The sequence below is a fragment of the Marinobacter mangrovi genome (assembly GCF_016798325.1).
GTDB classification, from domain to species: domain Bacteria; phylum Pseudomonadota; class Gammaproteobacteria; order Pseudomonadales; family Oleiphilaceae; genus Marinobacter_A; species Marinobacter_A mangrovi.
In genome coordinates this window covers 210323-233252 of sequence record NZ_JAERVO010000003.1, presented here as the reverse complement: position 1 = coordinate 233252, position 22930 = coordinate 210323, and the positions used below count along the sequence as shown (strand labels likewise).

Annotated in this window: 19 protein-coding genes; 15 read left to right on the top strand and 4 right to left on the bottom strand. The window is 64.6% G+C overall.

What is annotated here, in order from left to right; translation table 11 throughout:
• Positions 1 to 87: 87 nt before the first annotated feature.
• Positions 88 to 744 carry a hypothetical protein gene (locus JL474_RS10720; protein WP_203142075.1) on the bottom strand — a complete coding sequence of 219 codons (657 nt, stop codon included), beginning with the start codon at positions 742 to 744 and terminating at the stop codon, positions 88 to 90.
• 199 nt (positions 745 to 943) lie between these two features.
• The gene (locus tag JL474_RS10715; RefSeq protein WP_203142378.1) at positions 944 to 2215 is read right to left on the bottom strand and encodes an MATE family efflux transporter; all 1272 of its coding nucleotides are present in this window, start codon (positions 2213 to 2215) and stop codon (positions 944 to 946) included.
• A 435-nt stretch (positions 2216 to 2650) separates the two neighbouring features.
• Between JL474_RS10715 and coxB the strand changes: the two genes are divergently transcribed.
• From coxB to JL474_RS10700, 3 genes are all read left to right on the top strand, one after another.
• The gene (gene coxB, locus JL474_RS10710) at positions 2651 to 3778 is read left to right on the top strand and encodes a cytochrome c oxidase subunit II (RefSeq protein ID WP_203142074.1); all 1128 of its coding nucleotides are present in this window, start codon (positions 2651 to 2653) and stop codon (positions 3776 to 3778) included.
• Positions 3779 to 3860: 82 nt separating this feature from the next.
• A complete protein-coding gene (gene ctaD, locus JL474_RS10705; protein WP_123636526.1) occupies positions 3861 to 5447 on the top strand; it encodes a cytochrome c oxidase subunit I in 1587 nt (528 codons plus the stop codon).
• A gap of 51 nt (positions 5448 to 5498) precedes the next feature.
• Positions 5499 to 6386: a cytochrome c oxidase subunit 3 gene (locus JL474_RS10700; protein WP_123636527.1), complete on the top strand. Its 888-nt coding sequence runs from the start codon at positions 5499 to 5501 to the stop codon at positions 6384 to 6386.
• Between the two features lie 12 nt (positions 6387 to 6398).
• Here the strand turns inward: JL474_RS10700 and JL474_RS10695 are convergent, their stop codons facing one another.
• Positions 6399 to 6602, bottom strand: a complete 204-nt coding sequence (locus JL474_RS10695; RefSeq protein WP_123636528.1) for a twin transmembrane helix small protein — start codon at positions 6600 to 6602, stop codon at positions 6399 to 6401.
• Positions 6603 to 6652: 50 nt separating this feature from the next.
• On the opposite strand from JL474_RS10695, the gene JL474_RS10690 reads away from it, so the two are divergent.
• From JL474_RS10690 to JL474_RS10665, 6 genes are all read left to right on the top strand, one after another.
• Positions 6653 to 7390: an SURF1 family protein gene (locus tag JL474_RS10690; RefSeq protein WP_203142073.1), complete on the top strand. Its 738-nt coding sequence runs from the start codon at positions 6653 to 6655 to the stop codon at positions 7388 to 7390.
• Entirely contained in the window at positions 7383 to 8000 is a 618-nt protein-coding gene (locus tag JL474_RS10685; protein ID WP_236012188.1) for a hypothetical protein, read from the top strand. Before JL474_RS10690 ends, JL474_RS10685 begins: the two co-directional genes overlap by 8 nt.
• 66 nt (positions 8001 to 8066) lie before the next feature.
• The gene (locus JL474_RS10680) at positions 8067 to 9152 is read left to right on the top strand and encodes a COX15/CtaA family protein (RefSeq protein WP_407944056.1); all 1086 of its coding nucleotides are present in this window, start codon (positions 8067 to 8069) and stop codon (positions 9150 to 9152) included.
• Positions 9149 to 10051: a heme o synthase gene (gene cyoE / locus JL474_RS10675; RefSeq protein WP_203142071.1), complete on the top strand. Its 903-nt coding sequence runs from the start codon at positions 9149 to 9151 to the stop codon at positions 10049 to 10051. The genes JL474_RS10680 and cyoE overlap by 4 nt, the downstream gene beginning before the upstream one ends.
• Positions 10052 to 10062: 11 nt before the next feature.
• Positions 10063 to 10737 (top strand): SCO family protein, encoded by a 675-nt coding sequence (locus tag JL474_RS10670; RefSeq protein ID WP_203142070.1) that lies wholly within the window; start codon positions 10063 to 10065, stop codon positions 10735 to 10737.
• A 96-nt stretch (positions 10738 to 10833) separates the two neighbouring features.
• Complete coding sequence (locus tag JL474_RS10665) at positions 10834 to 12036, top strand: YbfB/YjiJ family MFS transporter (protein ID WP_203142069.1); 1203 nt, start codon at positions 10834 to 10836, stop codon at positions 12034 to 12036.
• 18 nt (positions 12037 to 12054) lie between these two features.
• On the opposite strand, the gene JL474_RS10660 is transcribed toward JL474_RS10665, so the two are convergent.
• Positions 12055 to 12708 (bottom strand): TetR family transcriptional regulator, encoded by a 654-nt coding sequence (locus tag JL474_RS10660; protein ID WP_123636535.1) that lies wholly within the window; start codon positions 12706 to 12708, stop codon positions 12055 to 12057.
• A 149-nt stretch (positions 12709 to 12857) separates the two neighbouring features.
• On the opposite strand from JL474_RS10660, the gene JL474_RS10655 reads away from it, so the two are divergent.
• From JL474_RS10655 to hrpB, 6 genes are all read left to right on the top strand, one after another.
• Positions 12858 to 14045, top strand: coding sequence for an efflux RND transporter periplasmic adaptor subunit (locus tag JL474_RS10655; protein WP_203142068.1), 1188 nt, complete (start codon positions 12858 to 12860; stop codon positions 14043 to 14045).
• Positions 14046 to 14049: 4 nt separating this feature from the next.
• Positions 14050 to 17229, top strand: a complete 3180-nt coding sequence (locus JL474_RS10650; protein ID WP_203142067.1) for an efflux RND transporter permease subunit — start codon at positions 14050 to 14052, stop codon at positions 17227 to 17229.
• Entirely contained in the window at positions 17226 to 18671 is a 1446-nt protein-coding gene (locus tag JL474_RS10645; RefSeq protein WP_203142066.1) for an efflux transporter outer membrane subunit, read from the top strand. Before JL474_RS10650 ends, JL474_RS10645 begins: the two co-directional genes overlap by 4 nt.
• An 82-nt stretch (positions 18672 to 18753) precedes the next feature.
• Positions 18754 to 19530 (top strand): MipA/OmpV family protein, encoded by a 777-nt coding sequence (locus JL474_RS10640; protein WP_203142065.1) that lies wholly within the window; start codon positions 18754 to 18756, stop codon positions 19528 to 19530.
• A gap of 177 nt (positions 19531 to 19707) precedes the next feature.
• The gene (locus tag JL474_RS10635) at positions 19708 to 20370 is read left to right on the top strand and encodes a cupin domain-containing protein (RefSeq protein ID WP_328797811.1); all 663 of its coding nucleotides are present in this window, start codon (positions 19708 to 19710) and stop codon (positions 20368 to 20370) included.
• Positions 20371 to 20425: 55 nt separating this feature from the next.
• Positions 20426 to 22909 carry an ATP-dependent helicase HrpB gene (gene hrpB / locus JL474_RS10630; RefSeq protein WP_203142375.1) on the top strand — a complete coding sequence of 828 codons (2484 nt, stop codon included), beginning with the start codon at positions 20426 to 20428 and terminating at the stop codon, positions 22907 to 22909.
• Positions 22910 to 22930: the final 21 nt, after the last annotated feature.

Below are 22930 nucleotides of genomic sequence, written 5' to 3'. Positions count from 1 at the left end.
TGATCGCGCAGTACCACGTGGCTGCGGCGATTGTCCACGGTTTCTTGGCGATTCATGACCGTGTTACGTCAATAGTCAGGGCCCGGTTCAGCTCAAGCCAAGGCCCGGGTTCAGGGTGAAGGCAATCTGGTTGCGCGTCAGCAGTTTCTCCCAGTAATCGCGCATCCAGTCCCAGGCGGCATCCTGGGCCTGTTCCACAAAGGGGGTCAGGTTCAGGCGATAGTATTTGGGCGTTCCGGCGATCTGCACCACGGTGATGGCGATGGACTGGTCGAGCTCGTTGGCGAACGGCTCACCGATCAGGTAGTGGGTTACCAGGTTGGCCTGGATGGCTTCCAGGTCCACCAGGCGGCTGGCACGAATGGAGTAGTTGTTCTCGTACATCTCCTCCATCAGCCGGTGACACAGATAGGCCTTGATCAGCAGGCCGTCGAGTCCGTCGTACTGCGCCAGCAGGATGGATGGCCGGGTGAAATAACGGATGGCGGCGTCGACGAACGGTTCGAACAGGGCTTCGTTGCCGGAGTCCCGGGCACAGGTGGTGACGCACTCGATCAGCCGCGGCGCCATCTCGATGTATTCGATCGCAAACTGGAACAGGCAGGTGGCCGGATTCGGTCCCTCGACGGTAATGCTGTCCGGCAGACCGGCGGCACGTTCCGCCATCTGCCCCAGGAAGGTCCCGGAGCGGGCCTCCTGTCGACGTGCCTGGTCGATGATGTGAAGTACTGCGTTGGGTGTCATCACAGGGACTGCTCGTGTAGCTCCAGGATCGGGTCGCAAGACGCCTCCCCACTGCGTGGCAGGCGGGTCTTGACGGCGTCGCCTGCGGTTGTCTGTTAAAAACCAATATCAGTGTAGTTGAGAATCAGACGTATCGCGGCATTGTTAATTTTTTGGACATGATCCAGGTTGTGTCGCTATGGGACGCATATTCGGTGACTCAGTTCCCTGCGAACCAGCGATCCTCTCGCGTGTGGCGTAGGAAGAGCCACCCCATACTGGCGGCGCGGGCCAGCATCAGGCTGGTGATGGCCAGCCACAGGCCGTGGTTGCCCCAACCCTGGCTGAGCCACCACACCGGCAGATAGACCGCCAGCACCGAGAACAGCATGGTGTTCTGCATGTCCCGGGTACGGGTGGCGCCGATGAAGATGCCGTCCAGCAGGTAGCTCCAGACCGCGGCAAACGGCAACAGCCAGATCCACGGCAGGAACTCGCGAGCTGTGCCGGCCACTTCGGGAAGGCTGGTCAGCAGGCTGATGATCCAGCCGCCGGCCACCAGGAACAGCAGCGTGAACAGTCCGGCGCCCCACACCGACCAACGCAGCGCGGTGCGGCAGACCGCGCGAAAGTGCTCCCGGTCGCGTTGGCCGACGGACTCGCCCACCAGGGCCTCGGCGCCGTTGGCGAAGCCATCCAGCCCGTTGGAAATCAGCATCAGGAAGGTGAGCAATACGGCATTGGCGGCCAGAATGGTGTCACCCTGTTGCGCCCCCTGGGCGGTGAAGAACGCCAGCGACAACAGCAGCAGGATGGTGCGCACCATGATATAGCGGTTCACCTTCAGGATGGCCAGGTAGTCCGCCAACCGACCCAGCAGACGGCGGTCGAACACCAGGTCCGCCGGGCGCCGGGTCCACACCAGCCAGAAGCCCAGCCCCGCCGCGGCGTATTCGGCGATCGCGGTGGCGGCGGCCACCCCCCGGCTGTTCCAGCCGAACACCGTGACGAACAGCAGGTCGAGCCCGATGTTGAGCGTGTTGGCCAGGATCAGCATCAGCATGGGGCCGCGCGGGTACTGGGTGCCGATCAGCCAGCCCACCAGCGTGTACTGGCACAGTACCGCCGGCGCACTCCAGATGCGGATTTCGGTATACCCACGGGCGAGTTCCGTCACGTTCTCGCTGGCCCCCATCAGTTGCAGACCGAGGCTCACCAGCGGCGCGCGCAGCAGGATCAGCAGCAGGCCGATGCCGATGGCCAGCAGCAGCGAACGTACCAGCAGCGCGCTCTGGGCAAAGTCGTCGCGCCGGCCGAACGCCTGGGCGGCCAGGCCGGTGGTCCCCATGCGCATGAAGCCGAAGGTCCAGTACAGGATGCTGAACAGGTTGCCGCCCACGGCGACGGCACCCAGGTAGTCCGGCTGGTCCAGGTGGCCGAGCACGGCAGTGTCCACCAGACCCAGCAGGGGAACGGTGATGTTGGTCAGCATCAGGGGCCAGGCCAGATGCCAGAGACGGCGGTCGAGCGGGTTCAGGGTCACGGGCGACTCAGCTTTTCGGAGGCTACTTATTCAAAAATGCACTAAATACGATGTTTTAAGATGTCTAAATTTTAAACAGCTTTTTGAGGGATTCCGGAACCTCTGTCTATACTCCAATCGGGTCTGTCGATTTTGGCAACCCAGGAATCCGTGAAAAGACTTCCTTCCCGGGACAGATGCGCTGGTGCGAAGTCGCACCGGGAAAAGGGACGGGAAGCACGCGCTTCCCGATGGAAGTGTCACGCAGAAAAAGCTGATCGACCCGAGTTGGCAAGGATCTGCCTCACTGTTCTCAGGGCTGGGTCTCACCGTCGCCACAGGGTCGTATCCACGACAAGAATAAGGGGCTTCGTGCGAAGCGCCAGAACTCTGTGGAGACACGGTATGCGCATGACGGCATTACGAGTCGGCACTCTGTTGGCCGGGCTCCCGGTTTGCCAGTCGGTTTTCGCCGACTGGACCGTCAATATGACCCCCGGTGTCACCAGTGTCAGTCGTGACATCTACGGTCTCCACATGACCATTTTCTGGGTCTGCGTGGTGATCGGCATCGTGGTGTTCGGTGTCATGTTCTGGTCGATCTTCGCGCACCGCCGATCCAAGGGCTACAAGCCGGCCAATTTCCACGAGCATACCTGGGTCGAGATTCTCTGGACCATTATTCCCTTCCTGATCCTGGTGGTCATGGCCATCCCGGCTACCGCCACCCTGCTGCGTATGTACGACACGAAAGAGGCGGACATCGACGTCAAGATCACCGGCTACCAGTGGAAATGGCACTACGACTTCCTCAACGAGAAGTTCGGCTACTTCTCCAATCTCGCCACGCCCCAGGAAGAAATCCACAACCTGGCCAACAAGAACGAACATTACCTGCTGCAGGTGGATGAACCGCTGGTGCTGCCGGTGGGCAAGAAGATCCGCTTCCTGGTCACTTCCAGCGACGTGATCCACTCCTGGTGGGTGCCGGCGCTGGGCGTGAAGAAAGATGCCATACCCGGCTACATCAATGAAACCTGGGCAAAAATCGACGAGCCGGGCATCTATCGCGGTCAGTGTACCGAGCTGTGCGGGACGAATCATGGGTTCATGCCGATTGTGGTGAAAGCCGTGCCGGAAGACGAATACCAGGGCTGGGTCCAGGATCAGGTGGCCCAGGCCGAGAAGCTGCGCGAACTGACCAGCAAGGACTGGACGAAGGACGAGCTGATCGCCCGCGGCGAAAAAGCCTACAACACCACCTGCGCCGCCTGTCACCAGCCGGACGGCTCGGGTGCGCCGCCCACCTTCCCGGCGCTCAAGGGCAGCCCGGTTGCTACCGGGCCCATGGAGAAGCATCTGCACACCGTGGTCTTCGGGGTGCAGGGAACGGCGATGCAGGCCTTCGGCAAACAGCTCAGCGAAGTCGATCTGGCGGCGATCATCACCTACGAACGTAATGCCTGGGGCAACAACACTGGCGACATGGTCACGCCCAAACAGGTACTCGACTTCAAGCAGTCACAGCAATAGAACAGACGGCATCCGGCCCGGCCGGGTGCCCCACGATCACAGTGAGGCCAGCGCCGGCTGACGGCGCCAACGGGGGTTCACCATGAGTGCGGTCATCGACACCCACGACACCGAACACGCCCACCACGGGCCCGCCAAGGGCATCCGCCGATGGCTGTTCGCCACCAACCACAAGGACATCGGGACCATGTACCTGGTGTTCAGCTTCACCATGTTCCTGCTGGGTGGGTCGATGGCGATGGTCATCCGCTCGGAGCTGTTCCAGCCCGGGCTTCAGATCGTCGAACCCGAGTTCTTCAACCAGATGACCACCATGCACGGGCTGATCATGGTGTTCGGCGCGGTGATGCCGGCCTTCGTCGGGCTGGCCAACTGGATGATCCCGCTGATGATCGGCGCGCCGGACATGGCCCTGCCGCGGATGAACAACTGGAGCTTCTGGATCCTGCCGGCGGCCTTCGCCCTGCTGGTCTCCACCCTGTTCATGGACGGCGGCGCCCCCAACTTCGGCTGGACCTTCTACGCGCCGTTATCGACCACCTACGGGCCACCGAGCACCACCTTCTTTATCTTCGCCATCCACATGATGGGGATCTCGTCGATCATGGGCGGCATCAACGTCATCGCCACCATCCTCAACCTGCGGGCACCGGGCATGACGCTGATGAAAATGCCCCTGTTCGTGTGGACCTGGCTGATCACCGCCTTCCTGCTGATCGCCGTCATGCCGGTGCTGGCTGGCGTGGTCACCATGATGCTGATGGACATCCACTTCGGCACCAGCTTCTTCAACGCCGGCGGCGGCGGGGATCCGGTGCTGTTCCAGCACGTGTTCTGGTTCTTCGGCCATCCCGAGGTGTACATCATGATCCTGCCGGCGTTCGGCGCCGTGTCCGAGATCATTCCCGCGTTCTCCCGCAAACCGCTGTTCGGCTACGCCTCCATGGTGTACGCGGTGGGCGCCATTGCCCTGCTCTCCTTCGTGGTCTGGGCGCACCACATGTTTACCGTGGGCATGCCGGTGGCCGGGCAGCTGTTCTTCATGTACTGCACCATGCTGATCGCCGTCCCCACCGGGGTGAAAGTGTTCAACTGGGTCGCGACCATGTTCCGCGGCTCACTGACCTTTGAGGCACCGATGCTGTTCGCGGTGGCGTTCATCATCCTGTTCACCATCGGCGGCTTCTCCGGGCTGATGCTGGCCATCGCCCCGGCGGACTTCCAGTACCACGACACCTACTTCGTGGTGGCCCACTTCCATTACGTGCTGGTGCCGGGCGCCATCTTCGGCATCTTCGCCTCGGCCTATTTCTGGCTGCCCAAGTGGACCGGCCACATGTACGACGAGACGCTGGCCAAGACGCATTTCTGGATGTCGTTCATCGGCATGAACATGGCCTTCTTCCCCATGCACTTCCTGGGGCTGGCGGGCATGCCGCGGCGGATTCCCGATTACGCCCTGCAGTTCGCCGACTTCAACATGATCTCCAGCATCGGCGCGTTCCTGTTCGGGGCGACCCAGTTGCTGTTCCTGTACATCGTGGTCAAGTGCGTGCGCGGCGGCGAAAAGGCGCCGGCGAAACCCTGGGATGGCGCCCGGGGCCTGGAGTGGACAGTGCCGTCACCGGCGCCGTTCCATACCTTTGCCACCCCGCCGGAAGTGAAATGAGCCGGCGAGAGTCTGGATTTCTGAAGCGCGGCATTGCCGTCGGAGGCTGCCATGGCAACTGAAAACAGCTATTACGTCCCGGAGCAGAGCAAGTGGCCCATCATCGCCACCATCGGCCTGCTGACCACCCTGGCGGGCACCGGCTCGATCATGGTCAACGCCGACCAGGGCGAGTCCACCACCGCCTCCTGGGTGGTGTTCTTCATCGGTGCGATGATCATGGCCTACATGCTGTTCGGCTGGTTCGGCAACGTCATCCAGGAAAGCCGGGCGGGGCTGTACAGCGCCAAGATGGACCGCTCCTACCGCTGGGGCATGAGCTGGTTCATCTTCTCCGAGGTGATGTTCTTTGCCGCCTTCTTCGGCACCCTGTTCTACGCCCGCCACTTTGCCGTGCCCTGGCTGGGCGGCGAAGGCGACCGCGGCTCCAGCCACATGCTCTGGGAGGGCTTCGAGGCCACCTGGCCGCTGCTGAGCACGCCGGATACCGAGACCTACACCCAGACCAAGGGCATCATCAATCCCTGGCACCTGCCGCTGATCAACACCGTGTTGCTGCTGAGCTCCTCGTTCACCGTGACCATCGCGCACCACGCGCTGAAGAGCGACAACCGCACCCGGGCCAAGATCTGGCTGGCGCTGACCATCATCCTCGGGCTGTGCTTCATCACCTTCCAGGCGGAAGAGTACATCCACGCCTACACCGAACTGGACCTGACCCTGAACTCCGGCATCTACGGCAGCACCTTCTTCATATTGACCGGCTTCCACGGGGCGCACGTCACCCTCGGTGCACTGATGCTGACGATCATGCTGATCCGCATCACCAAGGGGCATTTCTCGCCGGAGAAACATTTCGGATTCGAGGCGGCCAGCTGGTACTGGCACTTCGTGGATGTGGTCTGGCTGGGCCTGTTTATCTTCGTCTACATCCTTTGATGGGCGCGCGGATCAGGGCGTGGGATTCATCGACAGGTCGCCGTGCCACAGGGCCAGGCCGATGATCAGCAGCAACAGGCCACTGAGGGTGACGCGCAGGATGAGGGAATTGAGCACCCGTCGGCTCTTGCTCTCGTCGCGCAACAGGAAGAACAGGCCGCTGAACAGCGACGCAATCACCGCGAACAGGAGAACGACGATCAGGATCTTGAGCATGCCAACAGCTCCCATGGGCCGATTGGATGATGGAGTCACTATAGCAAAGCATGACTGAGCGGGTGCAAAGACGCTGGCAGCCCGATTGGCGTCTGTGGTTGTTGGCCCTGTTATTACTGCCGGTGCTGGTGGGGCTGGGCATCTGGCAATTGAACCGGGCGGGTGAGAAAGAGGCCCTGCTGGCCCGCTGGGCCCAGCAACTGGAGAGCGGCAGCTGGACGGAAGCCGTACGTGCGGGCCTGACCGACGGCCAGCCGGTGGAACTGAGAGGGCAGTACGTCGCGGCGCACCAGTGGTTGCTGGACAACCGCACCCGCGATGGTCGCCCGGGCTACGAGGTGCTGACCCTGTTCGAACCGGCCGCCGGCCCCCCGGTGCTGGTCAACCGGGGCTGGGTGCAGGCGCCGAGGCGCCGGGATGACTTGCCGGGCCTGGTCACGCCGCAGGGCACGGTCACGATCCGGGCCCGGGTGGCGGATTACCCCACGCCACCGGTGCTGGAAGAGACTCAGCCCGAGACCGGCTGGCCCCGGCGGGTGCAGGCGCTGCATCCGGACGACGTGAAACAGCAGGCGCCCGGAGCCGTGGACCAGCTGCTGCGGCTGGAAGACCCGGCCCAGCCGGGCGCCTACCGGGCGGATTTTGCACCGGATCTGATGGGGCCGCAGACCCATTACGGCTATGCGGCGCAGTGGTTCACCATGGCCGCCGTGCTGGTGGTGCTGACGGTGGTGGCGAGTTACCGAAAACAACAAGGACAGGATCAGGATGACGCTGGCAATGACTGACCCCAGGCAAACCCAAACCGGCCCCACGCCCGAGCAGGTCCGGCGTGGCCGACGCACGGCCCTGCTGCTGTTTGCCATCGGCTTCGGCCCGCTCGTGCTGGCGACCATCATGTACTACACCGGCTGGATGAATCCCACGGGCCAGTCCAACAACGGTGTCCTCATCAATCCTTCGGTTCCGGTGGCCAACCTGGGCCTGGTGAACGCCGACGGCCAGCCCTTCGCCGATCGATTCGGACCCATGCACCCGGACGCCAGCTGGCTGATGCTGGTGGCCAACGAAGGGCCCTGCAGCGAGGCCTGCCAGCAGCAGATCTACCTGGCGCGCCAGGTCAACGTGGCCCTGGGCAAGAACCAGGACCGGATGAGCCGGGCCGCCTACCTGCCCGAGCCACCGGCGGACCTGAGCGGCTATCCGGACATGCCCCTGCTGCGAGCCGGCGAGACGGAAGCGATCCGCTGGCCAGGCGGCGTGGACCTGAAACAGGCCCCCCAGATTTACGTCATCGACCCGTTCGGCAACGTGATGATGCGTTACGGACCGGCGATGGACGGCAAGGCGATTCTTGAGGATCTCAAGCACCTGATGAAGATTTCCCAAATCGGCTGACGTGGTCCGGCGCGGAGGTATCCCGCCACGTGGAAAGACGCCAGCCACAGGTCGGAGGAGTGTGCCATGAACGCAACGCCTGACCGTATTGCCCCGCACCGTCGGTTGATGGGACGCCTGGCGCTGGCTGCGACCGTGCTGACACTGCTGGTGGTGATGCTGGGGGCCTGGACCCGGCTGACCCATTCCGGCCTGGGCTGCCCGGACTGGCCCGGCTGCTACGGCTTCTTGAGCGTGCCGCAATCCGCCGAACACATCGCCATCGCCGAGGCCCGTTTCCCGGAAGCGCCGTTCGACGCGAGCAAAGGCTGGCCGGAAATGATCCATCGCTACGCCGCCGGCACCCTCAGCCTGCTGGTGTTCACCATCGCTTTCCTCGCCGTGCGCTATCGCCGCGAAGGCTTGCCGCTGCGCCACCCGCTGCTGATTGCCGGCTTCATCCTGCTGCAGGCCGCGTTCGGCATGTGGACGGTGACCCTCAAACTCTGGCCCCAGATCGTGGCCCTGCATCTGCTGGGTGGGTTCACCACATTGAGCCTGTTGACCCTCCTGACCCTGCGCCTGCGCGGCCGTCACGTGAATCCATTGCCGTCCCTGGCGCACCGGCTGGGACATTTCCGGCCCGCCCTGCGAGTGGCCCTGTTCCTGGTGATTGCCCAGATCGCCCTGGGCGCCTGGACCGCGTCCAACTACGCGGCGGTGGCCTGTACCGATCTGCCCACCTGCCAGGGGCAGTGGTGGCCACGGATGGACTTCCGCCACGGCTTTGATGTGACCCAGGCGGTGGGCCCGAACTACCTGGGTGGCCAGCTGACGGCCGAGGGCCGGGTGGCCATCCACGTGACCCACCGGATTGGCGCCATGCTGGTATTGGCGGTGCTCGGCAGTCTTCTGCTGCGGCTGTGGCGACCGGCTCGTGAGGCCGGCATGGGGCGTTGGGTGCTGCTGAGCGGCGGGGTGTTGCTGGCGCAGATTGCGCTGGGGATCGCCAACGTCTGGCTGCACATCCCGATTGCCGTGGCCATGGCCCACAACGCACTGGGCGCAGGGCTGCTGCTGACGGTGATCAACCTGCTGTGGCGACTGCAGCCGTTCCCGGTCGCGCGGTCGCTGCCGAAACTGCGACTGATCAACCATGAGGTGCCTGCATGAGCGAGCCGTCCGACACCGTTGCGCTCGATCTCCACCGCGCCAGCTGGCGCGACTTCCTGGAGCTGACCAAGCCCCGGGTGGTGGCGCTGATGATGCTGACCACGGTGATCGGCATGTTGCTGGCCCGGCCGGAACTGCCGGGGCTCACCGTGCTGGTGCTGGGCAATCTCGGCATCGCCGCGCTGGCGGGCGCCGCGGCGGTGGTGAACCATGTGGTGGACCACAAGGTGGATACCCTGATGGCGCGCACCCGCAAACGGCCGGTGGCGACGGGCCGGGTGTCCACGCCCGAGGCGTTGGGGTTCGCGCTGGTGCTGGCGCTGGGCGGGATGTGGGTGCTCATGCAATGGGTCAACCCACTGACCGCCTGGCTGACGCTGGCCTCGCTGGTGGGCTACGCCGGCGTCTACACGCTGTTCCTCAAGCGGGCGACGCCACAGAACATCGTGATCGGCGGACTGGCCGGCGCCATGCCGCCGCTGCTGGGCTGGACCGCGGTGACCGGCCGGGTGGACGGCCATGCCCTGCTGCTGGTGCTGATCATCTTCGCCTGGACGCCGCCGCATTTCTGGGCCCTGGCCATCCACCGCAAGGCGGAGTACGCCAAGGCCGGCATTCCCATGCTGCCGGTCACCCACGGCAATCGCTATACCGAACTGCACATCCTGCTTTACACGCTGGTCCTGTTCGCCGCCAGCCTGCTGCCGTTCGTCACCGGCATGACGGGGCTCATCTATCTGGTGGGGGCTGCGGCCCTGGGCTTGCGATTCCTGCACTATGCTATTCGACTCTGGCAGGGCGATGACCGACAGGTGGCGTTGGCCACCTTCAAGTATTCCATCACCTATCTCATGGCCCTGTTCGTCGTGCTGCTGATCGACCATTTCGTGCGTTTCTGAACGGGAGCCGTATGGCGCAACGCAAGAACACCTTTGGTATTCGCCTGACGGTGGCGGTTCTCATCGTCGTGGTGGTGGCCATCCTGGGGATGGTGATCATCCGCCAGGCGGTCTTTGTGCCCCAGGCGGCCCAGGCCGGCCCGCCGCCGGATCTCAGTGCCATGCACACGTTCGTCTACGACGAGGCGCGGCCCGTTGCGGATTTCCAGCTGGCGAACGAGCAGGGCAACACCGTCACCAACGCCGTCCTCAAGGGCCACTGGACCTTCGCCTACGTCGGCTACACGTCCTGTCCGGATGTCTGCCCCACCACACTGGCGATGCTCAGGCAGGCCAACCAGGAACTGGCCGGCAGCGGACCAACGCCGCAGACCCTGCTGATCAGCGCCGACCCGGAGCGGGACACACCGTCCCGGCTGGACACCTACCTGAAGGCGTTTGGCGACGACTTCCACGGGGTGACCGGCGATATCGACACCCTGCGGGCGCTGGCCCGCAGCCTCAACGCAGACTTTTCGCGACGCACCGACGACAACGGCCAGACGGTGGTCGACCACAGCGCCCACCTGGCGTTGATCAATCCACAGGGTGAGATGACCGCGGTGCTGCAGCCGCCGTTCAAACCGGAGCAGGTGGTGTCGGCCTTCCGACAGATCGTCCAGTGGTACGGCGCCGGCGACGCCTGATCCGCACCTTCCACGACACCGGCCACCTTTCCCCTTTCCGGCGAATCACCTAAACTGCCAGCCCTTTTTGTGTCGCATCCTAACCAAAGGTGAGCCATGGCCCCGTCGTCCACATCAACCGCATCCCGGCGCGATCTGTTCCGGGTGCTGCTGGCAGGGTCGATCGTCCTGTTGGTGGTCCACACCCTGGGCCGCTTCTACTACACGCCGCTGCTGCCGTATCTGGTGGACGATGGTGTTCTGGATTCGCGACAGGCCGCGGCCCTGGCCACCTGGAATTACCTGGGCTACCTGATGGGCGCCATGCTGGCGATCCGCTGGCACCGGGTCGATCACATCCGCGTGCTGTTGCCGGTATCGCTGGCGGTGCACGTCATCACTACCCTGTTGCAGACCCAGATCGAGGCGGTGCCCGCGCAGGATGTGGTGCGATGGCTCAACGGCGTCGCCAATGGTGCGGTCTTCGTTCAGGCGCCTGCGCTGATCCTGGAATGGCTGGTCCTGCGCAACCGGGCGTCCCTGAGCGGACTGGTGTATCTGGGCGTGGGTTTTGGCCTGCTGCTGTCCAGCGGCATGGTCACCCTGACTGCTGACTGGCTGAGCGGTGCTGCCCGCTGGTGGCCGGCGCTGGTGCTGTCGGTGCCGCTGGCCTGGTGGGGGTGGCGCCAGCTCCACGCGCTGGAGATGCCGGTGCATGATCCGGCCCAAGCCGATCGCAGCGCCGCCAGGCGAGGCCAGTCACCGCTGTTCGACCGCGCCAGCATCCCGCTGTTCCTGTCTTACGCCGGCGCCGGACTGGGTTATATCCTGCCCATGACGTTTCTGCCCCTGCTGGCCAAGATGCAACTCGACCCCGGCGCCTGGCTGGTGGACGGTTCCTGGCTGATCGTGGCGCTGGCGACGATCCCGTCCGCCTACGTCTGGAATCACCTGGGAGCCCGCATCGGTGACCGGCTCGCCCTGCGGATCAATTTCGTGGTGCAGTTGGTGGGCGTGCTGGCGGCGGTGATCTGGCCGGGGCCGGTGGGCATCGTGCTGTGCGGCTCGTTGATCGGTGGCACCTTCCTGGGAGCGGTCCTGCTGACCCAGCGCATTGCCCGGGCGCTGCATCCGCACCAGGGCCCGCGCCTGTCGGCGGCCATGGTGGCGCTCTACGCCTTCGCCCAGATGGCCGGACCCTGGCTGGTCAAGCAGTGGCTGGACTTCGGCGGCACCCTGGAAAGCGCCTTCTGGATTGGCGTGGGCGCGCTGGTCTGGGGGCTGCTCTTTGCCTGTCTGGTACCGGCGCCGAAGCGCTGACACCGGGGATAATGCAACCTATTCCTTGTCCGCGTCGTCGTTGCTATCCAGCACAAAACAACGCGGCAATGAATAGAAATAGGCATTGATCACCCGCTCGGATTCCTTCTCCATGTCGAACGTATCCGGCACCAGCAGCCAGAAGTAGATCAGCCCGGTGATCTGCACGTGCAGTTGGACGATGGCCCGTTCGATGTCCAGGTTCTCCGGCAGCTGGCCCAGACGGATGGCGTTGCGCATCACGCCGCGCATGCGCTCGGACGCGTCGTAGATGTTGTTGCGATGCCGGGCAACCAGTTGGGCGTTTTCATCGGTCAGCTCGCACTTGTGGAACATGATCTCGAACACCTTGCGCTGGTGCGGATCGCGGGCGATGTCCCGGGTGAGGAAGAGCAGGAAGTCTTTCAACCGGCCCAGAGGGTCGGTCTGTTCGGGATCTTCAACCACAGCGCGGAGCATTTCCAGCGGCAGTTCCTGGCGCTCCATCATCGCCTCGAACACGTCGTGCTTGTTCTTGAAGTGCCAGTAGATGGCCCCCCGGGTGACACCCGCCTCCGCCGCAATATCGTTCAACGACGTGCGCGAGACGCCTTTTTGATAGAAGACGGTCTCTGCGGCATCGATCAGCAGTTCACGGGTCTTCTGGGCGTCTTCTTTGGTGCGTCGGGCCATGGGCCGCTCCTGTAAATTTCATGTCAGCACAGCATTAACAACTATACATACATTCGTGCATGTATGTATAATCGGGTTTCACGGATTCGCCTTGGCGTGGGTCAATTTTCCCGCGCCTTTTCTATATCGGCTCTACTGAGGTTTCCCCCATGCGGCATTCTACGCAATCCTTGTTTTTGTTGCTGATTGCATCTGTCATGCTCAGCGCCTGCGGTAAACAGGAGTCTTCCGCCCAGGCCCAATCCCAGCGGCCGCCGGCAGAGGTGGGCTTCGTCACGGTACACGCCCAGCCCTTTACGGTGGTCAACGAGCTGCCCGGCCGCACCTCGCCGTACCAGGTGGCGGAAGTCCGCCCGCAGGTCACCGGCATCCTGGAGAAGCGTCTGTTTGAAGAAGGCCAGACGGTCAAGGCCGGCCAGGCGCTCTACAAGATCGACGACAAACTCTACAAGGCTTCCCTGGCCAGCGCCGAGGCGGATTTGGCATCCGCGAAAGCCAATCTGCAATCGGCCCAGCTCACGGCCAACCGCTACGAGCACCTGATCAAGACCGGTGCCGTCAGCCAGCAGGAACTGGACGATGCCCGCGCCACCCTGAACGCCAACAAAGCTGCCGTCGCGGCGGCCCAGGCCTCGGTGCAGACCGCCCGCATCAACCTGGACTACACCACCATCGAAGCGCCCATCAGCGGCCGCATCGGTCGTTCCAACGTGACCGCCGGCGCCCTGGTGACGGCCAACCAGAGCAACGCGCTGACGGTAATCCGCCAGCTCGACCCGATCTACGTCGACCTGACCCAGTCCTACTCGGACCTGCAGGCCCTTCGCAGCGCTATGGCCAGCGGCAAGCTGGAGACGGTGGGCAAGGGTAAAGCGACGGTCTCTCTGGTTCACCAGAACGGCGCGACGTATCCGCACGACGGCACCCTGCAGTTCTCCGAATACGCGGTCGACGAAAACACGGGATCCGTGACGCTGCGTGCCCTGTTCCCCAACCCGGACGGTGAGCTTCTGCCCGGCATGTTCGTGCGCGCCCGTCTGCCTCAGGCAGAAAGCCAGAACGCGATCCTCGTACCCCAGAAAGGCGTCTCCCGCCAGGCGAATGGCAAGGCGTCCGCCATGGTGGTCAGTCAGGACAACACGGTGGAAAAACGCTCGGTCGTGACCGAGAAGGCGGTGGGGAATCGCTGGCTGATCAGCAGCGGCCTGAAAGACGGCGATCGTCTGATTGTGGAAGGTCTGCAGAAAATCGGCGAAGGCGCACCGGTGAAGCCGGTCAGCGTGGACGACGCCGACAAGACGGCCGATTCCAAGACCACCGACGCGGCACAGGGCTGATTGCATGGCACGCTTCTTTATTGACCGACCAATATTCGCCTGGGTCATCGCCATCGTCCTGATGATGGCCGGTGGCCTGTCGATCTATAACCTGGCCGTCGAGCAGTATCCGACGGTCGCCCCGCCCGAGGTCACCATCAGCGCGTCCTATCCGGGCGCCTCGTCGGAAGCGGTGGAAGACTCCGTCACCCAGGTGATCGAGCAGCAGATGAACGGCATCGACAACCTGTTGTACATGTCGTCCACCAGTGACTCCCAGGGCAACGCCTCGATCTCCCTGACGTTTGCCGCCGGCACCGATCCGGACATCGCCCAGGTGCAGGTGCAGAACAAGCTGCAACTGGCCACGCCGCGACTGCCCCAGGTGGTGCAGCAACAGGGCGTGCAGGTCACCAAGTCCTCCGACACCTTCCTGATGGTGGTGGCCTTTACCTCCAGCGACGGCAGCATGGACCGGGCCGACATCGCCGACTACGTGGCCGCCAACATCAAGGACCCGATCAGCCGGACCCAGGGCGTGGGTCAGACCCGTCTGTTTGGTGCCCAGTACGCCATGCGGGTGTGGCTCAACCCCAACAAGCTCAATGAATACGGCCTGACACCGGCGGACGTGACCAACGCCATCGCCGTGCAGAACAACCAGGTGGCCGGCGGTCAGTTGGGCGGCACGCCGTCGGTGGACAATCAGCAGATGAACGCCTCGATCATTGTGCAGACGCTGCTGTCCACGCCGGAGGAATTCGGCAAGATCCTGCTCAAGGTCACGCCCGACGGTTCCAAGGTGCGCCTGAACGACGTCGCCCGCGTGAAGCTGGGTGCGGAGAGCTACAACACCGTGGGGCGCTTCAACGGGCATGCGGCCGCCGGTTTGGGGATCAACCTGGCGTCCGGCGCCAACGCGCTGGATACCGCCGAACGCGTACGGGCCCGTCTCGACGAGTTGAAGCAGTACTTCCCCGACGGCCTGGAAATCCAGTATCCGTATGACACCACCCCGTTCGTGAAAATCTCCATCGAGGAGGTGGTCAAAACCCTGTTTGAAGGCATTGCCTTGGTCTTCCTGGTGATGTTCCTGTTCCTGCAGAACTTCCGGGCCACGCTGATTCCGACCATTGCCGTGCCGGTGGTGCTGTTGGGCACGTTTGCGGTGCTCTTTGCATTCGGCTTCTCGGTGAACACCCTGACCATGTTCGGCATGGTGCTGGCGATCGGCCTGTTGGTGGACGACGCCATCGTGGTGGTGGAGAACGTGGAGCGGATCATGTCCGAGGAAGGGCTGGGGCCGCTCGAGGCCACCCGCAAGTCCATGGGCCAGATCACCGGCGCCCTGGTGGGGATTGCCCTGGTGCTGTCGGCGGTGTTCGTGCCCATGGCCTTCTTCCCGGGGTCCACCGGCGCCATCTACCGCCAGTTCTCGATCACCATCGTCTCGGCGATGATCCTGTCGGTGCTGGTGGCATTGATCCTGACGCCGGCCCTGTGCGCCACCCTGCTCAAGCCCCACAAGGGCGACCACCACACCAAGGGCGGCTTCTTCGGCTGGTTCAACCGGTCGTTCGAGAAAGCCTCCGGCCGTTACCAGGGCCGGGTCGAGAAAATCGTCGGCCGGCGGGGCCGCTATGTGCTGCTGTATGTGGTGATCGTCGGTGTGCTGGCGTTCAGCTTCATGCGCCTGCCCTCCGCGTTCCTGCCGGATGAGGACCAGGGCATCCTGCTGGCCCAGGTGCAGCTGCCAGTCGGGTCCACCCAGGAGCAGACCATCGACGTGCTCAAGAAGATGGAACACCACTTCCTGGTGGATGAGAAAGACGTGGTGCAGTCCATGTTCACCGTGGCCGGTTTCAGCTTTGCCGGCCAGGGCCAGAACTCCGGTCTCGCCTTCGTTCGTCTGAAAGACTGGGAAGACCGTGACCTGAGCAAGGACGGCGTGCAGGCCGTTGTCGGCCGGGCCATGGGGGCCTTCTCGCAGATTCGGGAAGCGGTGATCTATGCCCTTAACCCGCCGTCCATTCCGGCGCTGGGTGTGGCCAGCGGCTTCAACATGCAGCTTCAGGACCGCGGTGGCCAGGGCCATGATGCGCTGGTGCAGGCGGCCCACAAGCTGCTGGGTAAAGCCAACCAGAACCCGGCCCTGACCCAGGTCCGCTACAGTGGCCTGCCGGACGCACCGCAGTACCACCTGGACGTGGACCGCCAGAAGGCCCGTGCCATGGGCGTGTCCCTGGCGGACATCAACACTACCCTGCAGGTGGCGTGGGGCTCCAGCTACGTCAACGACTTCACCGACCGCGGGCGGATCAAGCGGGTCTATGTCCAGGCGGACGCGCCCTACCGCATGCTGCCCAACGACATCGACAACTGGTACGTGCGCAACGGCGACGGCGACATGGTGCCCTTCTCCAGCTTTGCCACCGGCGAGTGGAGCTACGGCCCGCAGCAGTTGCAGCGCTACAACGGCGTCTCGTCCATGAACATCCAGGGTAGCGCGGCACCCGGTTACAGTACCGGCGACGCCATGAAAGCCATGGAAAAACTGGTGGATGACCTGCCCGGCGGCTTCGGTGCCCAGTGGACCGGCCTGTCCTACCAGGAGCAGCAGTCCGGCAACCAGGCGCCGGCGCTCTACGCGCTGTCACTGATCTTCGTCTTCCTGTGTCTGGCGGCGTTGTACGAGAGCTGGTCGATTCCGTTCTCCGTGATGCTGGTGGTGCCGCTGGGCGTCATCGGTGCGGTACTGGCGGCCACGATGCGCGGGCTGGATAACGACGTGTTCTTCCAGGTGGGGCTGCTCACCACCATCGGCCTGTCGTCGAAGAACGCGATCCTGATCGCCGAATTCGCGCTGGAGCTGGAGAAGCAGGGCCGCGGCCTGCTCAAGGCCACGCTGGAAGCGACCCGCATGCGACTGCGGCCGATCCTGATGACTTCGCTGGCCTTCGGCCTGGGCGTCACGCCGCTGATGCTCAGCACCGGCGCCGGTTCCGGTGCGCGTAACGCGATCGGTACGGCCGTGTTTGGCGGTGTTGTCGCTGCAACGGCGCTGGCCATCTTCTTCATCCCGCTGTTCTACGTGCTGGTGCGCCGTCTGTCCGGCGTGCCTTTGAAAGCCAGCGGTGACACCGAATCCACATCCGATGACCGTGGGGACACCCCGGCACTCGAACAACCGGAGGGCCGTTCATGAAACGACTGACCCCAGCCTTGATCATTGCCCTGGGTCTGGGCGGATGCACCCTGATGCCCGACTACCAGCGGCCGGACAACCCGGTCCCTGAGGACGTGGGCGCCAACAGCCAGGCGCAGGACAGGGTTGTCCTGCCCGGCTGGGAAACCCTGTTCCAGGACAACCAGCTGCGCGCACTGATCAGCAACGCCCTGGCCAACAACCGTGACCTGCGCCTGGCCATGCTCGACGTCAAAGCCGCGCGGGCCCAGTACGGCATCCAGGGCGCGGAGCTGTTCCCGGAGATCGGCGTCAACGCCGACGGCTCCCGCTCTCGGGTGCCGGCCGACCTGAGCAGTACCGGCTCCAGCACCATCACCAGCCAGTACGGCGTCGACCTGGGCGTGGCGTCCTATGAGCTGGACCTGTTCGGCCGGGTGCGCAGCCTCAAGGAATCCGCCCTGCAGAGCTATCTCGCCACCGAGGAAGCTCAGCGCAGCGCCAAAATCACCCTGGTCTCCGAAGTGGCCAACGCCTACCTGACGCTACTGGCGGACAAGCAGAACCTGCGCATCAGCCAGGAGACCGTCGACGCCCAGCAGGAATCCGTCAACCTGGTGCGCAACCGCTACAACGCGGGCCTGGGGTCCGAATTGGATGTGCGCCAGGCGGAAATCGCCCTGGAAACCGCGCGCACCAACCGCGCCCAGTACCGCCGCCTGGTCTCGGAAGATCGCAACGCCCTGGCCGTGCTGGTTGGCGCGCCAGTGCCAGTGATCCCCAATACCAGCGTGATTGATCCGGCCGTCTCCCTGCTGACCGACGTGCCGGCAGGCCTGTCCTCCGACGTGCTGCTGCAGCGCCCGGACATCCAGCAGGCCGAGCACAACCTGAAGTCGGCCAGCGCCAACATCGGTGCGGCCCGGGCGGCGTTCTACCCGAGCATCACCCTGACCGGCTCGGCGGGCACCGCCAGCAGCGAACTGTCCGGCCTGTTCGATGGTGGCTCCGGCGCCTGGTCGTTCGCGCCCAGCATCAACCTGCCGATTTTCACCGCGGGTAAGAACCAGGCCAACCTGGACCTGGCGGAAATCCAGCGGGACCAGCAGGTCGCCCAGTACGAGCAGACCATCCAGAACGCCTTCCAGGAAGTGTCGGACGCCCTGGCGGCCCGCAACTTCCTGGCCGAGCAGGAAACGTCCCAGGCTGCCCTGGTCAAGGCGACGGAACGGTCCCTCCACCTGGCGGAAGATCGTTACGAGGCCGGTGCGGATGATTATCTCGCCGTGCTCGACGCCCGCCGGGAGTTGCTGAGCGCGCGGCAGGCGCTGGTGTCCGTCAAGCTGCAGAAACTGACCAACCGCATCACCCTGTACCGCGCGTTGGGTGGTGGCGAATCGTCGGATCAAACCACGGTCATCGGGCAGAAGCCGACGCAGGATGACACACCGGCCCAGGGTTGAACCGGTCCGTTGCAACATGGATCGCGTAGGGTACGGATTCACCCACAAAGCCTATCCGGCATGGGAACCACAAGGAGTGTCTATGACCATCGGTAAGCCATTCACCATCCTGGCCCTGAGTCTGCTCAGCGCCGGCGTCCTGGCGGACGAATCGACGTCCAAACCGGGCCCGGACGAGTGGCGGTTCAACCTCGGCGCCGGTGTCGGCGTCGCGCCCGAGTACCGCGGTGCCGACACCTACAAGGCCATCCCGATCCCGGTGGTGGAAGCCCGTCTGGGACGGCTGTTCATCAACCCGATTACCGGCATCGGCTGGAACGTGGTGCGGACCGAACAACTGACGATCTCGCCGGTGATTTCCTACGAGCGTGGCCGTGACGACGTTGGCGACATCTCCGAACTCGACAAAGTCGATGACGGCGCCATGGCCGGCGTGCTGCTGAGCTGGACACCCGGCCCCTGGCAATTCAACACCGAGCTGGCGACGCCGGTGGCCGGTGATCTGGAAGGGCTTCGCCTGCGCTCCTACCTGCGCTACCGCGGCCGCCTGTCGCCGCAATGGAGCTACGGCTTCGGGCCCGGGGCCACCTGGGCCAACGAGAAATGGAACGACGTCCTGTTCGGCGTCTCGGACGCGGAAGCCACCCGCTCCGGACTGGCGGCTTACGATCCCGACGGCGCCTTCCTGCGTGCCAGTGTTAATGGTCGCCTGACCTATCGCGTGACGCCGGAGTGGAACGTCTCCTCCATTGCCCGCTACAGCCGGCTCTTCGGTGATGCGGCGGACAGCCCGATCGTCTCGGACGTGGGCGACGCCAACCAATGGTTCGGCAGCTTGATCGTCACCTACAGCTTCTGACACACCGTTTCACGCCCACCGTCCTCCCCCCTGAACCCAACCCTCCCGGACGGTGGGCTTTTTTATCCATCATCACTGCCGCCTCAGAACCGTTCGCCGGACCAATGCCCCGATCCCGCGTATGCTGTGGTAGAACGTCCCTCATCGGAGTCGAATGTCATGTTGCTGAACGAGGATTTGTCGTCCCCCGCGCGGGTCCATGCCAGCGCCCTGGACTGGGTGCCAAGCCCCCTGGGCGGCGTCGAGCGGCGCATGCTGTTTCGCATTGGCGACGAGAAAGCCCGCGCCACGTCTATCGTGCGCTACGCGCCGGGCAGCCATTTCTCCGCCCATAACCATCCCGGCGGCGAGGAGTTCCTGGTGTTGGAAGGCACCTTTCAGGACGAGAACGGCGATTACCCGGCCGGCTCGTACGTGCGCAATCCGCCCGGCAGCCGGCATACGCCACGCAGCGACGGCGGCTGCATCATCTTCGTCAAACTCTGGCAGTTCCGCGCGGACGATCTTGAGCCCGTGGTCCGCCGCCCCCGCGAGGGGGAAAGGGCACCATTGCGCCCGGGTGTCGTGGCGGCAAGGCTGCTGTTCGAGGACGCCGATGAACGCGTGCTCCTTGAGGAATGGCAGCCGGGAGCCGAGGTGGCACTGGAGGGTTTTCCGGGCCTGGAACTGCTGGTCCTCGACGGCGCGTTCAGCGACGGCACCGACGATCTGGACCGCTACACCTGGCTACGCCTGCCCGCCGGCGAGTCGCTGAAAGCCCGGGTAGGCCCGGAAGGCGCCCGCGTCTGGTACAAGGTTGTGCCGCTGATGCACGAGCGGGTCTGCGCCTTCGACGAATAGCGCGGATTCGCGGGCCGCGCTTGAGTTTTCCCCGATTCCCGGCATGATCGTCCCCATGCTGCCGATCGATACCCTGCTCCCCGATTTACGCGCCACCCTCGAGGCGCACACCACCGTCCTGCTCCAGGCCCCGCCGGGTGCGGGTAAAACCACCCGTGTGCCGCTGGCCCTGCTGGACTGCGACTGGCGCGACGACCGCCGCATCCTGATGCTCGAACCCCGCCGGATCGCCGCCCGCGCCGCCGCACGCTTTATGGCCGGCCAGCTGGGCGAGAAGCCCGGCGAAACGGTCGGCTACCGCACCCGGCTGGACACCAAAGTCTCCGCCCGCACCCGCATCGAAGTGGTCACCGAAGGCATTCTCACCCGCCTGATCCAGCAGGACCCGGCGCTGGAGGACTACGCCGCCATCCTGTTCGACGAATTCCACGAACGTTCCCTGCAGGCGGATCTCGGGCTGGCGTTGGTGCGGGAATCCCAGCAGGCGTTGCGGGACGACCTGCGCGTGGTGGTCATGTCTGCCACGCTGGATACCGCGCCGCTGGCTGAACTGTTGGATAACGCCCCGGTACTCACCAGCGAGGGCCGGGCGTATCCCGTGGACGTGCATTATCGGCCGCTCCCGCCGGCGGCGGGTCGACCGCCCCGCATCGTGGATCATGTGGCCGCGATCATCCGGGAAGCGCTGGATACAGAAATGGGCTCGATCCTCACTTTTCTCCCCGGTGCCGGGGAAATTCGCCAGGTGGAGCGGCTGATGCGTCCCCATTTGCCACCCGGCACCCACCTGACCCCACTTTATGGCAATTTGAAGGGCGAGGAGCAGGACCGTGCCATCCAGCCTGCTCCTGAAGGCGAGCGCAAGATCGTGCTGGCCACCGCCATCGCCGAAACCAGCCTGACCATCGAAGGGGTGCGGGTGGTGATTGATGCCGGCCAGGCTCGCCGCGCGGTGTTCGACCCCAACAGCGGCATGACCCGCCTGATCACCGGCCGTGTCTCCCAGGCGGCCGCCGAACAGCGCAAGGGCCGCGCCGGACGCATCGAGCCGGGCGTGTGCTATCGCCAGTGGAGCGAGTCCGAGCAACAGGGGCTGCCCGCCTTCACACCATCGGAAATCCTCGAAGCCGACCTGGCGCCCCTGGCCCTGGAACTGGCCCAGTGGGGCGCGCGGGACCCGGGCGATCTGGAATGGCTCGACCCGCCGCCGGCCGCCCACTGGGCACAGGCGGTGGACCTGCTGCAATGGCTCGATTTGCTGGATAGCGACGGCGCCATCACCGACCACGGCCGCCGCGCCCGGGATCTGGGCATTCATCCCCGGCTGGCACACATGGTCCTCAAAGGACGCGAACTGGGTTATCCACCGACAGCGGCCCGACTGGCCGCGTTACTGGGTGACCGGGACCTGCTGGGGCCCGGGGCCGGTGCCGATCTCACCCACCGACTGCAGGTACTGACCGGCGAGTACCGCGCCCCCAACCTGGACCGGGCCCGGCTGGATGCGCTCAAGCGCGCGGCGGATCGACTGCTGCCAGAAAAGGGCGCCCGGGATGTGGATAATTCACTGCCGGCAGGCCGTTTGTTAGCCCTCGCTTACCCGGACCGTATTGCCCTTCGCCGCTCCGGCGACGCCAACCGCTACCAACTCAGCAATGGCCGTGGCGCCCGGCTGAACGACGAAGACGCCCTGGGGCGGGAAGACTGGTTGGTCGCCGCCGATCTGGACGGCCAGGCCCGGGAAGCCCGCATCTTCCTCGCCGCCGCCACCGACCGCGCCACCCTGGAAACCGATCTGGCCACCCACATCGAGACTGCCGACGAGGCCCGCTGGGACGACGCCAGAGGCACCGTCATCGCCCGCCGGGTCAAACGCCTGGGCGCGCTGGTGCTGGAACAGAAACCCCTGCCGGACCCGAGCCCCGAGCAGATCCAGCTCGGCCTGCTCACCGCCGTCCGCGAAATGGGCCTGGACAGCCTGCCCTGGACCGACGCCGCCCGGCAGTGGCGCGCCCGCGTGCAGCACATGAAGGCCCTGGAGCCGGACGCCTGGCCGGACACAGCCGACACGGCCCTGCTCAACACCCTCGACCAGTGGCTCGCCCCGTTCCTGGCCGGCGTGCGCAACTGGAAAGGCCTGCAACAGATCAACCTCATCGACGCCCTGCAAAGCCAGTTGGACTACACCCAGCAGCAGACCCTCAAACGAGACTTACCCACAACCCTCGAAATCCCCACCGGCCAACAGATCCGCCTCGACTACACTGCCGAGAACGGTCCCGTGCTGGCCGCCAAACTCCAGGCGCTGTTCGGCTGGACCGACACCCCCAAACTCGCCAACGGCCGCCTGCCGGTCGTCATCCATCTCCTCTCCCCGGCCCAACGCCCCCTGGCCGTCACCGCCGACCTTGCCAGCTTCTGGCGAGAGGTTTATCCACAGGTCCGTAAGGAGCAGCGCGGGCGCTATCCCAAGCACCCCTGGCCGGAAGATCCGCTGACGGCCGAGGCGAAGATGGGAACGAAGAAGTCGGGGAAGTGAAGTTGAACACGCGAAAAAGAC

Excerpts from the sequence above, each read along its gene's own strand:
- JL474_RS10720 (WP_203142075.1), bottom strand. The coding sequence starts at position 744 with ATGACACCCAACGCAGTACTTCACATCATCGACCAGGCACGTCGACAG.
- JL474_RS10715 (WP_203142378.1), bottom strand. The coding sequence starts at position 2,215 with ATGCTGACCAACATCACCGTTCCCCTGCTGGGTCTGGTGGACACTGCC.
- coxB (WP_203142074.1), top strand. The coding sequence starts at position 2,651 with ATGCGCATGACGGCATTACGAGTCGGCACTCTGTTGGCCGGGCTCCCG.
- ctaD (WP_123636526.1), top strand. The coding sequence starts at position 3,861 with ATGAGTGCGGTCATCGACACCCACGACACCGAACACGCCCACCACGGG.
- JL474_RS10700 (WP_123636527.1), top strand. The coding sequence starts at position 5,499 with ATGGCAACTGAAAACAGCTATTACGTCCCGGAGCAGAGCAAGTGGCCC.
- JL474_RS10695 (WP_123636528.1), bottom strand. The coding sequence starts at position 6,602 with ATGCTCAAGATCCTGATCGTCGTTCTCCTGTTCGCGGTGATTGCGTCG.
- JL474_RS10690 (WP_203142073.1), top strand. The coding sequence starts at position 6,653 with ATGACTGAGCGGGTGCAAAGACGCTGGCAGCCCGATTGGCGTCTGTGG.
- JL474_RS10685 (WP_236012188.1), top strand. The coding sequence starts at position 7,383 with ATGACTGACCCCAGGCAAACCCAAACCGGCCCCACGCCCGAGCAGGTC.
- JL474_RS10680 (WP_407944056.1), top strand. The coding sequence starts at position 8,067 with ATGAACGCAACGCCTGACCGTATTGCCCCGCACCGTCGGTTGATGGGA.
- cyoE (WP_203142071.1), top strand. The coding sequence starts at position 9,149 with ATGAGCGAGCCGTCCGACACCGTTGCGCTCGATCTCCACCGCGCCAGC.
- JL474_RS10670 (WP_203142070.1), top strand. The coding sequence starts at position 10,063 with ATGGCGCAACGCAAGAACACCTTTGGTATTCGCCTGACGGTGGCGGTT.
- JL474_RS10665 (WP_203142069.1), top strand. The coding sequence starts at position 10,834 with ATGGCCCCGTCGTCCACATCAACCGCATCCCGGCGCGATCTGTTCCGG.
- JL474_RS10660 (WP_123636535.1), bottom strand. The coding sequence starts at position 12,708 with ATGGCCCGACGCACCAAAGAAGACGCCCAGAAGACCCGTGAACTGCTG.
- JL474_RS10655 (WP_203142068.1), top strand. The coding sequence starts at position 12,858 with ATGCGGCATTCTACGCAATCCTTGTTTTTGTTGCTGATTGCATCTGTC.
- JL474_RS10650 (WP_203142067.1), top strand. The coding sequence starts at position 14,050 with ATGGCACGCTTCTTTATTGACCGACCAATATTCGCCTGGGTCATCGCC.
- JL474_RS10645 (WP_203142066.1), top strand. The coding sequence starts at position 17,226 with ATGAAACGACTGACCCCAGCCTTGATCATTGCCCTGGGTCTGGGCGGA.
- JL474_RS10640 (WP_203142065.1), top strand. The coding sequence starts at position 18,754 with ATGACCATCGGTAAGCCATTCACCATCCTGGCCCTGAGTCTGCTCAGC.
- hrpB (WP_203142375.1), top strand. The coding sequence starts at position 20,426 with ATGCTGCCGATCGATACCCTGCTCCCCGATTTACGCGCCACCCTCGAG.